Origin of the sequence: Allocatelliglobosispora scoriae, assembly GCF_014204945.1 — a bacterium.
Lineage (GTDB): Bacteria > Actinomycetota > Actinomycetes > Mycobacteriales > Micromonosporaceae > Allocatelliglobosispora > Allocatelliglobosispora scoriae.
In genome coordinates, this window is sequence record NZ_JACHMN010000002.1 from 709,291 (window position 1) to 721,999 (window position 12,709).

The 12,709-nt window shown below is 71.8% G+C and carries 11 protein-coding genes; 4 read left to right on the top strand and 7 right to left on the bottom strand.

Annotation, left to right across the window (positions count from 1 at the left end):
• Positions 1–387: 387 nt before the first annotated feature.
• Positions 388–720, top strand: coding sequence for a YkvA family protein (locus tag F4553_RS08990; RefSeq protein ID WP_184834405.1), 333 nt, complete (start codon positions 388–390; stop codon positions 718–720).
• A 50-nt stretch (positions 721–770) separates the two neighbouring features.
• Here the strand turns inward: F4553_RS08990 and F4553_RS08995 are convergent, their stop codons facing one another.
• A complete protein-coding gene (locus F4553_RS08995) occupies positions 771–1,649 on the bottom strand; it encodes a hypothetical protein (RefSeq protein ID WP_184834407.1) in 879 nt (292 codons plus the stop codon).
• An 86-nt stretch (positions 1,650–1,735) separates the two neighbouring features.
• A complete protein-coding gene (locus tag F4553_RS09000) occupies positions 1,736–3,061 on the bottom strand; it encodes an aminotransferase-like domain-containing protein (protein ID WP_184834409.1) in 1,326 nt (441 codons plus the stop codon).
• Between the two features lie 260 nt (positions 3,062–3,321).
• Between F4553_RS09000 and F4553_RS09005 the strand changes: the two genes are divergently transcribed.
• Both F4553_RS09005 and F4553_RS09010 read left to right on the top strand, forming a co-directional pair.
• Positions 3,322–5,259 carry a hypothetical protein gene (locus F4553_RS09005; RefSeq protein ID WP_184834411.1) on the top strand — a complete coding sequence of 646 codons (1,938 nt, stop codon included), beginning with the start codon at positions 3,322–3,324 and terminating at the stop codon, positions 5,257–5,259.
• Between the two features lie 94 nt (positions 5,260–5,353).
• Positions 5,354–5,722 (top strand): TraR/DksA family transcriptional regulator, encoded by a 369-nt coding sequence (locus tag F4553_RS09010; protein ID WP_184834413.1) that lies wholly within the window; start codon positions 5,354–5,356, stop codon positions 5,720–5,722.
• On the opposite strand, the gene F4553_RS09015 is transcribed toward F4553_RS09010, so the two are convergent.
• The 3 genes from F4553_RS09015 to F4553_RS09025 form a co-directional block, all read right to left on the bottom strand.
• The gene (locus tag F4553_RS09015) at positions 5,719–7,008 is read right to left on the bottom strand and encodes a hypothetical protein (protein WP_184834415.1); all 1,290 of its coding nucleotides are present in this window, start codon (positions 7,006–7,008) and stop codon (positions 5,719–5,721) included. The two genes, F4553_RS09010 and F4553_RS09015, sit on opposite strands and share 4 nt — an antisense overlap.
• A 74-nt stretch (positions 7,009–7,082) precedes the next feature.
• The gene (locus tag F4553_RS09020; protein WP_184834417.1) at positions 7,083–9,227 is read right to left on the bottom strand and encodes a SulP family inorganic anion transporter; all 2,145 of its coding nucleotides are present in this window, start codon (positions 9,225–9,227) and stop codon (positions 7,083–7,085) included.
• A 91-nt stretch (positions 9,228–9,318) separates the two neighbouring features.
• Positions 9,319–9,681 carry a hypothetical protein gene (locus F4553_RS09025; protein ID WP_184840546.1) on the bottom strand — a complete coding sequence of 121 codons (363 nt, stop codon included), beginning with the start codon at positions 9,679–9,681 and terminating at the stop codon, positions 9,319–9,321.
• Between the two features lie 149 nt (positions 9,682–9,830).
• On the opposite strand from F4553_RS09025, the gene F4553_RS09030 reads away from it, so the two are divergent.
• Positions 9,831–10,076 (top strand): hypothetical protein, encoded by a 246-nt coding sequence (locus F4553_RS09030; RefSeq protein WP_184834419.1) that lies wholly within the window; start codon positions 9,831–9,833, stop codon positions 10,074–10,076.
• 582 nt (positions 10,077–10,658) lie between these two features.
• Here the strand turns inward: F4553_RS09030 and F4553_RS09035 are convergent.
• Entirely contained in the window at positions 10,659–12,176 is a 1,518-nt protein-coding gene (locus F4553_RS09035; RefSeq protein WP_184834421.1) for a fused MFS/spermidine synthase, read from the bottom strand.
• 84 nt (positions 12,177–12,260) lie between these two features.
• On the bottom strand, positions 12,261–12,653 hold the full coding sequence (locus F4553_RS09040) for a hypothetical protein (RefSeq protein ID WP_184834423.1): 393 nt from the start codon (positions 12,651–12,653) through the stop codon (positions 12,261–12,263).
• Between the last annotated feature and the right edge of the window lie 56 nt (positions 12,654–12,709).

The following is a 12,709-nucleotide window of genomic DNA, read 5'->3' on the forward strand; positions in this document are numbered from 1 at the left end:
CACCGTTTCCCGAAAGAAGGTGCGATCAAGGGCCTTGATCGCACCTTCTTTCGGGAAACGGTGTGATCAACCGCCGTCGCGGTCGGACTGTCCAGGATCTCCAACCGCTCGCGGAAGGCGGCGAGCGCCGGTTCGTCGTGGACGGCCTGGTCGACTGGGGTCCGTCGTCAGCGACGAACCCGGCCGTACGAGCCGGTCGGCCCCTGAACTTAATGCTGGATCGACGGCGTGTCGGAAACGATCCTGACGGTGGTGACGGATTTCGCGGCGTGTCCAGCATTAAAATTCAGGGCAGGCCGGGCCCGAGGTTTGCCACGCCCGCCCCGGCGGGCATGCTTCCATCACTGGCCGCGACAGACGCGGGCAGCCGGTGTGCGAGGAGAAGCCATGTCACGCGAGGCCTGGATCGCGGTCGCCATCGTCGTGGCGATCATCGCAGCCGTCACCATCTTCGGCGCGGTGAAGCTGGCGCGGCGGCTGTGGAAGACGAAAAAGACCCTCAACGAGCTGGGCGCGGGCGGCAACTGGGTGTTCTGGGGAGCGATGGCCTACACGATCTTCCCGATCGACATCCTGCCGGACCCGATCTACCTGGACGACATGGGGGTTCTCGGCGCCGCGCTCATCTACCTCACCCGCCTGGTCCAGAAGAAACGCGCGGCCGGCGCGTTTCCGCACGCCCGCACCGAGACGCGCCAGGTCGAGCAGCGCCGACGCTGACCTACGCCGCGCAGGGCCCGACCGGGATGGTCGAGCCCTGCGCGTCCGAATCAGGAGAGCGTGATCCGTGCGGTTCCGCCGGTGGTGTTGCTGATGAAGCCGAACATCCACCGCTGGCACGAGCCGATGGTCGGGTTGTTGGAGCAGCCCGGTGCGGTGTGGTCCACCCCGACGATCTGGATGCGGTGGTTCGACACGCTCGGGGAGTAGGTGAACGGTGAGCCCACCACCGGGCAGCTGCCGCCGACACCGCTCCACTGCGAGTTGACCACACCGAGGTTGACCCAGGAGCCGCCCGCGTCCATGTCGTTGACCCACATGTTCAGCGGCCGGTAGTCACGGTGGCAGTTGTAGGCGATGACCGTCTTCACCCCGGTCGCCCCCGATCCCGGCGGGGTGACCACGGCGTCGCCGAGCCAGATCAGGTTGACGCCCCAGAACCGGCTGCCGTAGACGACGTAGTCATTGCGGGTCCGGTTGTACAGGGCCTGGCCGGTGGCGGTGGTGATCAGGTTCCACTCGTAGACGGGGGTCGACGACCAGCCGAGGTCGATGCCCCACTCCTGCGGACTCCAGCGCAGGTAGCCGCCGCCAGGCACCTTGATCGCCACGTTGGTGGTGTCGGTGATCGAGCCGTTGGTCGGCAGCCCCTGGCCGTAGACCTCCCACTTGGAGTTGGGCCAGTCGGTCCAGTTGAGGTTGATGCCGTAGTCGCGGACGGCGTACCGCAGCGCCTTGAGTCCGTTGCTCTGGTTGCGCATCGGGCCGTAGCCGGCGCTCCAGGTGGGCAGGCCCTCCCAGTCGACGGCGGCGACGGGCGGGGCAGCCTGCACGGAAGGCGGCGGAGCGGCGGTGGCGGGTGAGCCACTCGCCACCGTGGTGAAGACGACCGCTGCGGCCAGCGCCAGCAGGGATAGCTTCCTGGACATGTATTCCTCCGGAATCGAGGTGTCGATGGACACCCCAAGGGCGTTCCGGACCGTGCCATGCCGTTCCATCCCGTTCCGGCCTGCGGTCAGTAGGCCGCTCCCACCTCGGACGGGATGGTCCGGGCGACCCCCGCGAGCAACTCCAGGCTGCGCCGCAGGGCGACCGGATCGGGTGAGGAGAGCGAGAGCCGCACGGCCTCCGGCGCCGGCGCTACGGCGAAGTCCGAGGCGGGGCTGATCACGATGCCGAGCCGGGCCGCGGCCGAGGTGAAGGCGTCCGAGGTCCACTTCCCGGGCAGCCGCCACCAGACGTGGTAGGCGCGCGGGTCCGACTGCAGATCGAACTCGGCGAGGACCTCACCGGCGATCGCGTGGCGGAAGACGGCGTCTCGCTGCTTGAGCCGGATGATCCGCTCGGCGGTGCCGTCGGCGAGGACGGTGACCGCGCAGGCGAGGGCGAGTCCGGGTGCCGTCCAGGTCCAGGAGCGGATCGCGGCGGCGAGCGGCTCGGTGAGGCGGGCCGGGCCGTGGACGAAGCCCAGGTTGAGGCCCGCCCCGACCCGCTTGGAGAGGCTGTCGACGCCGATCGTCTGCTGCGGGGCGTACGCGGCGAGCGGCAGCGCCTCGTCGTCGAGGAAGGAGTTGATCCCGTCCTCGATCGCGACGAGTCCGAGGTCGGCGAGGCAGGCGCCGAGCTCGGCGCGCCGCTGAGCCGGCATGGTGGTGCCGAGCGGGTTGTGCAGGGTGGGCTGGACGTAGACGGCGGCGAGGGGTGTGTGCCGGTGCGTCTCGGCCAGCGCCGACGGGCTCAGCCCGTGCTCGTCCATCTCGATCGGCACGAGGGTCACCCCGTGTCTGGCCGCGATCGACTTGACCACCGGATAGGTCAGCTCCTCCACGCCGAGACGCTGGCCGGGCCGGGCGAGGGTGACGAGGGCCGCCGCGATGGACTGCCGTCCGCTGCCGGTGAACAGCATCCGGTCGGCCTCGGGCTGCCAGCCGCCCCGGCCGAGGAACCCGGCACCGACGGCGCGGGCCTCGGCTGTCGCGTACACGGGCACCGGGTTGAGAACCGCGGTCAGCGCGGAGGGCTCCAGAACGCGGGCGATCGAGCGGGCGAGCATCGGCACCTGCTCGGCCAAAACGGGGAAGTTGGCCTCCAGGTCGATCATCGCGGGTCCGTGCTCGACGGTCGGCGGCCCGGCCTCGCCGAGGACGAAGGTGCCCCGGCCGATCTCGCCTGCGGTCAGGCCGCGCCGGGTGAGCTCCTGGTAGACCCGGGCGGCGGTGGAGACGGCCATCCCGCGGCGGCGGGCGAACTCCCGCTGCGGCAGCAGGCGCTCACCGGGGCGCAGCCTGCCGGACCGGATGTCGGCCTCGACGTCATCGGCGACGAGTCGGAAGTCGTCCATCAGGTGGCCTTTCGCCCGGGGTCGCAAGTGCTCGCCGCATCGTGCGCCGCGCCCCACGCTCCTGTCAATTGATCCGAGGTAGTGAATAATTGCACCGATCATTTTCGGAGTGGCGTCCATCACATCCGGCAGTGCACACGAGTGACCTGGGCCCGCGTGACCGTCAGATTTCCGCACCATGGCAACCATTGACTCCGCTCTCTCCCCCGGTGCAATACTCCGGTCAATAGCTGAGCTAGCTCGGTGCATTGGGGGATGAGATGGGTCCGACACCATGGCGGGAATCGGTGCGGCTGGAGCCCGGCGGACTCCTGCGCGGCGGCACCCAGGCACTGTGGACGGACGGCGACCTCGCCCTGAGCCGGGACCACTTCGACGCCGCCTACCGCGCCGCCGAGGCGACGGGCGACGGCGAGGCGCTCGCGCTCGCCGCCGCCGGCCTCGGCGGGCTCTGGGTACACGAGCACCGCGGCGTCCAGGTCGCCACCCTCACCCGCGACCGGCTCCGCCGGGCCGTCGCCGCGACCGAACCCGCCTCACCGCTCGGCATCCGGCTGCGCGCCCGGCTCGCCGCCGAGCACGAGTACAGCATCGGCGAGCACGCGGCGACCCTCGCGCTCGTCGACGAGGCCCGCCGCTGCGGCGACCAGATCGCGATCTTCGACACGGCGAGCCTCGCCTTCCACTGCGCACTCGGACCTGGCCTCGGCGAGCTGCGCCGCTCGCTCAGCGACGAGATCATCAGCGCCGCCATCGCCAACGGGTGCCGCAGCGACCTGCTGATGGGGCTGCTGTGGCGGGTCGTCGGTCTCCTGCTCGACGGCGACGCACTGGCCGACCGTGCCCTCACCGAACTGCGTGCGGAGCTCGCCGACCGGGACCACCTCGCGGTCGCCTTCGTGGTCCAGGCGATCGAGGTGATGCTCCGCATCCGAGCGGGCCGGTTCGCCGAGGCGCGGAGCCTCGCCGCCGACTGCGCCGACCTCGGCAGATCGGCCGGCGACGTCGACGCCCTCGGCTGGCACGGCGCCCAGCTCGTCGCGATCGCCTGGTTCGAGGGGCGCCTCACCGACCTGCTGCCGATGCTGCGGGAGCTCGCCGCCTCGCCGACGTTGAGCGCCAGCGACTACTCCTATGTGGCCGCGCTCGCCGTCGCCTGCGCGCAGGCGGGCCAGCGGCGGGAGGCGATGTCCGCGCTGGCGAAGCTGCACGGGCCGGGCCTGGCCACACTGCCCCGCTCCAGCAGCTGGCTCGTCATGATCTACGGGCTGATCGAGGCGGCCGCCCTGCTCGCCGACGGTGAGCTCGCGACGGAGGCCTACAACCTGCTCCTCCCCCACGCCGACCAGCCGATGCTGGCGAGCATGGGCGTCGCCTGCTTCGGATCGGCCCAGCACGCGCTGGGGGTCGCCTCGCTCGCGGCCGGGGAGACCGATCGGGCCGTCACGCACCTGCGGGCCGCCGTCCGCGACAACCTCAAGCTCGGCCACTTCCCCGCCGCGGCGATGTCCCGGGCCCGCCTGGCGCAGGCGCTGCGGCAGCGGTCCGGCGCGGACGACCGCGCCGAGGCCGACCGGCAGCTCGGCATCGCCACCAGCGACGCCGCCGAGCTGGGCGTCGCGCTCCCCGCGGCTCCCGCTCCGCCGCCCGCTCGCGGCGTCCGCCGCCGCCAGCCCGTCGCCTGCCGCCGTCGGGGCCGCGACTGGGAATTCAGCCTCGGTCACCGGGTCGCGGTCGTCGACGACAGCGTGGGTACGCGATACCTGGCCGCCCTCGTCGCCAACCCCGGCTACGAGATCGCCGCAGTGGAGCTCGCCGTCGGCCCGGACCCGGCGTCGAGCATCGCTGCGGCCACCACCACCGGCCAGCCGGTGCTGGACGAGGCGGCGAAGCGCTCCTACCGCCGACGCCTCACCGAGCTCACCGACGAGGTCGAGGAGGCGGAGGCCCGCCACGACCCCGCCCGGGCCGAACGGGCCAGGTCCGAGCGGCAGTGGCTCATCGACGAGCTGGCGGCACGGACGGGGCTGGGCGGCCGGGACAGGACCTTCGCGGGCAACACCGAGCGGGCCAGGATCTCGGTCGGCAAGGCGATCCGCCGGGCCCTGGCGCATATCGCCACCGCCGACCCGGTGATCGGCGAGGAGCTGCGAACCGCGGTACGCACCGGCGTGCGCTGCTGCTACCAGCCGCTCTGACTCGCAGGATCCTCTCAGGGAAGACGGAGTTTGCCGCGAGGGCAAGCAGGGCAAGACCTTTCGCACACCGCAGATCGCTTTCGAAGGAGCCATCATGACGATCACCCTGGACCGGCCGCTGAGCACCGACATCGGCGAGATGCTGCACGACCGGCACCGTGAGGCGGTCGAGCAGCACGCCGCCCAGATCCGCGAGATCGAGGCGAGCCGCCGCAGCGTCCAGGACGTCGGCGACGTGGTGGACCTGGGCAGCCGGGCTGCGGAGACGAGCGAGACCGACATGGTGGCCGAGGCCCTGCACCAACAGGTGCTGCGGTTGGAGGCGGCGATCGCCCGCCACGAGGCCGGCGGCTTCGGCGTCTGTGCGAGCTGCGACGGGGAGATCCCGGCCGGGCGGCTGGAGATCATGCCATGGGCGACCCACTGCGTCCCCTGTGGCCAGTCGGCGGACCGCCGCCGTTAGGCGGCTCGGTCCTTGCGGTAGATCCGGTAGTGCAGGATCAGGAACGGCAGGCCGAAGACCCGGAAGGCGTGCTCCGCGCGCAGCGTGCCGCCTTCGGCGTAGACGTCGAGGCGCTCGGCGAAACCGGGGATCACCAGTGCCGTGAGCCGCCGGGACTTCTCGTCCACGTAGGTCAGATAGTGTCCCGGCTGGTCGAGGTCGCTCTCGCTGGTGAGGATCAGGCCGCCACCGGGACGGGGCTGCGGCGTGAGCGTCGCGGTGAAGCTCGACTGCGGCAGCGGGAAGCCGACGCTGACATAGCCCCGCCCGTCGCGGCGGTAGGTGGTGTAGATCCCGACGTAGATCGGCTCGTCGGTGTCGGCGAAGGACCGGATCCAGCCCCGGACGCCGACCGCACCGGCGGCGTCGCTGATCGTGTCGATGCGGCTGCGGATGCCGCGCTGCGCCTCGCGCTGGTTCATCGGCACGCTCGCCTGGCCGAGGCGCCGGGCGACGAGGTTGCGGTAGAGCAGGTAGCCGGGACGGACCCAGGTCCGCCACTCGGGCACGATGTCGAGTTTGAAACGGGTCGTGTGCTCGTAGAACTCGCGGACCAGCGGGTCCACGGTGCCGGGATCGAGCTCCGGTCCGGCGAGGTCGTCGAGCGAGGCGACGATCCCCACATCGGGCGCGTCATGCCGGTAGCGCCCGCCGAGCGACTCGGCCAACTCCTTCACATAGCCCGTGCCGACATAGGAGCCGCTCGCCGCGAGCGGCACGACGAAGGGCAGGTCGTCGGCGTCGACCTCCTCGGCGAGCAGGCGCACCTGCGGCGACCGGAACACCAGCGCCGCGACGCTCCGCCCGACGACCACCGTGGTGCAGGCGACGATCGCCGCCGGGATGCCCGACCAGACCGCGCCGAGCGTCCAGCCGACCGCCGCGCCGAGCACCGGCCCGAGGATCACCTTCTGCGGGCGGATGCCGAGCAGCCCGACGACCGTGCCGAAGACGAGGCCGACGACGACCGGCGACGCGCCCGTGAGCCCGAGCAGCCAGCCGGCCGGGGCGGCGAGGGTGCCGCTCATGACGATGCGCGACCACAGCGCCGGGATCTCCCCGGGGCGCTGCCGCGCCCGGGCGAGCACCGTCGCGGCGGTGACGACGGCGGCGCCGCAGACCGCACCGACCACGACGGCGAGCGCGCCCCAACGGCCGGCCAGCGCGGCACCGGCGACCGCGCCGCAGATCAGGGGCAGGCCGAGCGAGTCTCGGCGGGGCTGGCGCGGGGTTGGCTCGGCGGTCACGAGCCGAAATCTACCCGGACGGTACGACGGGTGGGTGCCGCCATCGCAGCCGGCGGCACCCACCCGCAGGTTACCTAGCCGGGCCGCGGTTGGCCCGCCTCCGATGGCGTCACCGGCTGGAAAGCTCCGGTCGCCGGGTCGAGCATGTGCACCTCGCTGGTGTCGAGGTCGAAGTACATCCCGACGAGGTGCAGGCTGCCCTGTCCCTCCCTGCGCGCCACCACGGGATGCGTACGCAGGTTGTCCAGCTGCTGGATCACGTTGTGCTGCGCGGACGTCTTCGTGCACGTGGTGCCCGTGTTCGCCCGGCCCGGACGGCGGATGTGGTCCAGCCACCGGTGCAGGGTGATCGTGTGCGCACCGCCCCCGTGCGCGGCGGCGACCGCACCGCAGTGCGAGTGGCCGCAGATGGTGATCGTGGTGACCTCCAGTACTCCGAGCGCGTAGTCCAGCGCCGCCTGCATGGACGGGTCGGCTGCCGGGCGCCCGTGGCGGGCGACGACGTTGCCGATGTTGCGCACGGTGAACAGGTCACCGGGCACGGTGGAGGTGAACAGGTTCGGCACGAGCCGGGAGTCGGCACAGGTGACGAAGAGGTGCCCGGGTTTCTGCCCGGCGTCGGCGAGGTCGGCCAGCATCGGCGCCACGTGGTCCCGGGTATGCCGGTGGAACGACTGTGCGCCACGTTTGAGCTGCTCACGCGTACCGAGGAAGGGTATTCGGCGGACGCCCCAGGGCACCGGCTGGCTGACGGACTCGGGCATCTCGCGCCCATGGATCGCGTCGTGGTACCAGCTGTGGTGGATCTCGTGGATCTCCACGGTGCCACCGGTGCGCTCATGGGCGAGCTGCCAGTCGTGCAGCGCCGACGCCGCCGCGTGATCCATGTAGAGGTTGCTCAGGTCTATCTGGACCGTCGCCTGGTCGGGAATGCGCCGCAGCGTGCGGGTGAGCGTCGGCACAGCGAGGAAGGTCAGCAGGCCGCTGACCGTGACCTGCTCCTGCTCGGCGTGCGATTCGACCGTGATGCGGATGCGGGTGACCCGCCACAGGGCGAGCAGGATGGCCCCGGCGATGCCGATGGCGACCCCCTCCAGGAGCCCGAGCACGACGACCCCCGCGGCCGTCGCGACGTAGATGGCCGTCTCGCGATGCTTGCGGACCTGCCGGGCGTGCGCGATGTCGATCATGCGGATGCCGGTGTAGACGAGCAGCGCCGCCAGCGCCGGCAGCGGGATCAGCTCCATCACCGGGCTCGCCACGCTGACCAGCACCAGGATCCAGCAGCCGTGGAAGATCGTCGACCAGTGCGTACGCGCACCGGCGGCGACGTTCGTCGTCGACCGCACGATCACCCCGGCGACCGGCAGGCCGCCGGCGAGGCCGGAGACGATGTTGGCCGTGCCCTGCCCGACGAGCTCCCGGTGCAGGTTGGCCCGGGGACCGGAGTGCGACCGGTCGACGGCGACCGCGCACATCAGCGTCTCCACGCTGGCGATCAGCGCGATGCTGAGCGCCGCGAGCCCGGCACCGATCACGTCTCCGGGCAGCTCCGGCAGGCCGAAGGAGAACAGCGAGCCGGACAGGCTCACGTAGCGCACGTCCCAGTCCACTGCGACCGTGACGAGGGTCGCCAGGCACACCGCGACGAGCGGCGCGGGCAGGACGGTCCCCACCCTGGGCACCCGGCGCCAGAAGCACAGCACGGCGAGAGTGAGCACCCCGACGTAGAAGGCGTGGCTGTGGTGCTCCAGCACCTTCGCGGGCAGCTCGCGGATGTTGTCGAGCGCCGAGGCCTGCGGCGCGCCGCCGAGCAGGACGTGCAGCTGGGCGAGCACGATCACGACGCCGACACCGGCGAGCATGCCGTGCACGACGGCGGGCGAGACCATCATCGCCACCGGTGCCACTCGAGCGATGCCGAGCACCACCTGCATGACACCGGCGACGGCGACGATCACGCAGGTCGCCCGCCAGCCGAAGGTGGCGATGGTCGTCGCGACGATCACGGTCAGCCCGGCGGCGGGGCCGCTGACTTGGACGGCCGACCCGCCGAGCGCACCGGCGACGATCCCGCCGACGACGGCGGCGATCAGGCCGGCGGCCGGCGGCGCGCCCGAGGCGAGCGCGATGCCGAGCGAGAGCGGCACCGCGACGAGGACGACGACGAGCGAGGCCGGCAGGTCGGACCGCCACACGGGGCCCGGACGGGGGTTCATGGCGGCTCGGAGCCGCTTCAGGTTTGCGTACACCCCTGTTCTAACGATCTCTCCCTGGAAAATCGCTGGCAGAGATCGCGCAGTTGAAGTCTCACGTTTGGACGGCCGGGATCTGCAGGTCGCCCAGCGGCTTCGCCCGCTCGATCCGGTGGTAGAGCAGGACCGCGCCGACCATCACGACGGGGATCGTGACCAGCCGCAGCGGCGTGAACGGGACGGCGAGGATCAGGATCGAGGTGATGCCGTAACCGGTGACGAAGGACCGGTTGCGCCAGGCGTAGCGCAGGTGGTCGCGGAACCGGCGGACGCCCCGGTGGTGCAGCGGGATCGCGAGCACGACCAGCCCGAGCAGGAAGCCGTTGAGCAGCAGCACCAGCGCCGGTGCGATCGCCACGTTGATCGCCGGGATCAGCACGAACGGCAGCGCCAGCAGCCAGCCGAAGGTGGCGAGCAGGGTGACCCGGGATCGTCTGCAGCAGGGTGAAGCCGGTCGCCCGAAGCCAGCCCGGCCGGTGCTCCGGCACGTGGCCGAGCCGCCGGTCCAGCCGCCGCACCAGCAGCAGGTAGAACGGCGCGCCGAGCACGATCGAGGCGGGCAGCGAGATGAATCCGATCACCACGTCGGCGACCCGGTGCATCCCGAACTCCAGCCCGAAGTGCAGTCCGCTGTGGATGAAGCCCGGCCAGCCCGAGGTGAACCCGACGATCCACTCGGTGATCAGGTCGGTGATCGCCATCGCGCCGGCCTCCACGCCCGCGAGCAGCAGCGCGACGAGGACCGCGGGGATCGCCACGATCACCCACAGGACCGGGCTGCGCAGGAACCGGAACGCGGCGAGGAAGAAGTAGCCGATGCCGGTCATGAAGGCGACGAACCCGTGCAGCGTGCTCTTCGCGGCCCGGGTCGCCTGCCGGGCGGCGCCCTGCGCCACGCTCAGCGTCGCGTCCCCGGCGCCTCGGACCACCGTCGCCGATCGCGCCGCCGTCGCCCGGGCCGCAGCCGACGACTGCTCAGCCGCCGACCGGCCCAGCACCGTGGCCTGCTCGGAGGCGACGCGGGCCACCACGCTCGCCTGCTCGGCCGCGACCTTCGCCGTCTCGGCCGTGCGGCTCGCCGCCGACCGGGCCGCCCTCGCCGCCGTCTCTGCGAGCCGCTGCGCCTCGGGCGAGAGCTCCACCCGCTCGGCGACGCCGTCGCGCAACCGCACCGCGGCCGAGGTCACCCGGCGCAGCCGGGAGGGCGTGGCCGGGAGGGCGTGGCCTGGTCGGGCACAAGTTCCATCGACGGGTACGCCGCATCAGGCACCTGCGGCGGCGACGGTTCCTCGATCTCCTCGGTGGTCACGCCTGCCATCCTGGACCGCCCACCGATGCCCAGACATCACCTATTCGGACATCCACTATGCACCGGCGACGAACCTCGCAAGCCGGTCAGTAGGGCGAGACGAGCAGTTGGTCCACGGGCGCGAAAGAGTCGGTCAGCACTCGGGCACGGCCGATGAACGCGTCGAGCTCCGCACCGCTGATGACGATGACCGGCTCGGGCAGCGCGGCGAGCCGTTCGGCGATGCGGGCCAGCGGCAGCGGGTCCGGCCCGGCGACGATGAGGAAGTTCGCGCCGTCGTCCCCGGCGAGCGCCCGGGGCGGTGCGATCAGGGCGACGTGCGGGAAGACCGCGGCGACGGTCGCCGTCTCGGCCCGGATGAAGCGCAGCGGCGGGTAGTCGATGACGTTCTGGACGTAGATCCCGCCCGGCCGGACCACCCGGCGGACCTCGGCGGCCATCTCCCTGGTGGCGAGGTGCCACGGCACGGCGAGGTCGCCGAACGCGTCACCGACGACGAGGTCGGCCGAGGCGTCGGCCCGGTCGGCGATGAGCATCCGGGCGTCGCCGACGACCGGTCGCAGCCCGGGCCCGGGGCGCAGACCGAGCGACCTCTCGGCGAGCTCGACGAGGCGGCCGTCGATCTCGAACACGACGCTGTCGCTGCCCGGCCGGGTCGCGGCGAGGTAGGCGGGCACGGTGAACCCGCCGCCGCCCAGGTGCAGCGCGTCGATCGCCTCCCCCGGCGGCGCGGCCAGGTCGGCGACCGCGCCGATCCACTGGGTGTAGGCGAACTCCAGGTGCCGGGGATCGTCGAGGTCCACGTAGGAGTGCTGGGCGGAGTTCAGGTAGAGCACCCGCCCGCCGGCCCGCTCCGGATCGACCTCGACCGCGGCGCAGCTGTAGGCGGTCTCCACATCGCACGGGGTCGGCGCGACGGCGGAGAGCCCGGCGCCGGCGATGCCGATCACGGCGAGCGTCGCCTTGGCCCGCTGCGACAGGGGCAGGCCGGGCCGGGCCCGATCGCGGTGCAGGTAGCTTCCGACGGCGAGCCCGACCACGCCGAGCGACACCGCCAGACTCACCATGATCACGTTGCTCGGCAGGGCCGCGACCAGCACGAATCCGGTGACGAGGGTGGCGGTGACCGCGCCGAGCGTACCGATGCTGGACAGGCGGCCGACCACCTGGCCGGTGCGGTTCAGGTCGGCGAGCTGGAGCTTGACGACGATCGGCGGCACCGCGGAGAGCAGCAGCGCGGGGATGAAGACCGTGATCGCGGTGACGAGCAGGATCGCCGGTACCGCACCGCCGCGCAACGCCTCCCCGGCGTAGCGCACCAGCGGCAGCGTGAGACCGGTGGCGATGCCCGCGAGGACCAGCGCCGGCGCGATCAGCGTGCGGGGATCGCGCTGGTCGGCGAACCAGCCGCCGAGCCACGCGCCGTAGGCGATCGCGCCCAGCGACACCGCGATCACCGAGCTGGTGACCTGGAGCGAGACGCCGACATAGGGTCCGACCATGCGCAACGCGACGGTCTCCAGCACGAGCACCGCCCCGCTGGCGAAGAAGACGAGGAAGGCGGCGAGCCTGCCGGGCAGCGGGCGGCGTGATGAGTCGCTCATCGCCGCGATGCTACGCGGAAGCCCGCCGCGCCGATGGCGGCCGACCCGGTCAGCCGCCATCATGTCGTGCCGAGGTTTACACGATCAGCACTGGTCGGAGTTCGACGTGCCACTCTCGATGGTGTAGAGCGAGGAGATCCAGCCCTGCTGGGAGGTGCCGCTGCGCCGACCGAACCACCAGACGTTGGAGCCCTGCTGCCCGTTGCTCACGTAGGAGCCGTAGGTGTAGCACCAGAGGTAGAGGTAGTAGCCGCTGCTCTGGTTCCAGGTGCCCAGCGAGGTGCAGGTGTTGTGGTCCGGGCCCGTCCGGTAGTTGATGCCGGTGCCGATGAGCGAGGCCGTGCCGCTGCTCTTGTTGGAGTAGGCGGTCTCACCGGTGCAGTTGCGCAGGGCCGCGTGGGCCGGTGCGGCGGTCACGGTGACGGTGCCTGCGGCGATGGCCGCGGCGGTGGCCAATAAAGCGAGATATTTACGCATGTGGGCAGTCAATCACCGGGCCGCCGCGACCAGCGTCCATCTCACGGTGGAACCTT

What these genes read in the sequence shown, in the direction of transcription:
- F4553_RS08990 (WP_184834405.1), top strand. Translation starts at nt 388, where the DNA reads ATGTCACGCGAGGCCTGGATCGCGGTCGCCATCGTCGTGGCGATCATC.
- F4553_RS08995 (WP_184834407.1), bottom strand. Translation starts at nt 1,649, where the DNA reads ATGTCCAGGAAGCTATCCCTGCTGGCGCTGGCCGCAGCGGTCGTCTTC.
- F4553_RS09000 (WP_184834409.1), bottom strand. Translation starts at nt 3,061, where the DNA reads ATGGACGACTTCCGACTCGTCGCCGATGACGTCGAGGCCGACATCCGG.
- F4553_RS09005 (WP_184834411.1), top strand. Translation starts at nt 3,322, where the DNA reads ATGGGTCCGACACCATGGCGGGAATCGGTGCGGCTGGAGCCCGGCGGA.
- F4553_RS09010 (WP_184834413.1), top strand. Translation starts at nt 5,354, where the DNA reads ATGACGATCACCCTGGACCGGCCGCTGAGCACCGACATCGGCGAGATG.
- F4553_RS09020 (WP_184834417.1), bottom strand. Translation starts at nt 9,227, where the DNA reads ATGAACCCCCGTCCGGGCCCCGTGTGGCGGTCCGACCTGCCGGCCTCG.
- F4553_RS09030 (WP_184834419.1), top strand. Translation starts at nt 9,831, where the DNA reads ATGAATCCGATCACCACGTCGGCGACCCGGTGCATCCCGAACTCCAGC.
- F4553_RS09035 (WP_184834421.1), bottom strand. Translation starts at nt 12,176, where the DNA reads ATGAGCGACTCATCACGCCGCCCGCTGCCCGGCAGGCTCGCCGCCTTC.
- F4553_RS09040 (WP_184834423.1), bottom strand. Translation starts at nt 12,653, where the DNA reads ATGCGTAAATATCTCGCTTTATTGGCCACCGCCGCGGCCATCGCCGCA.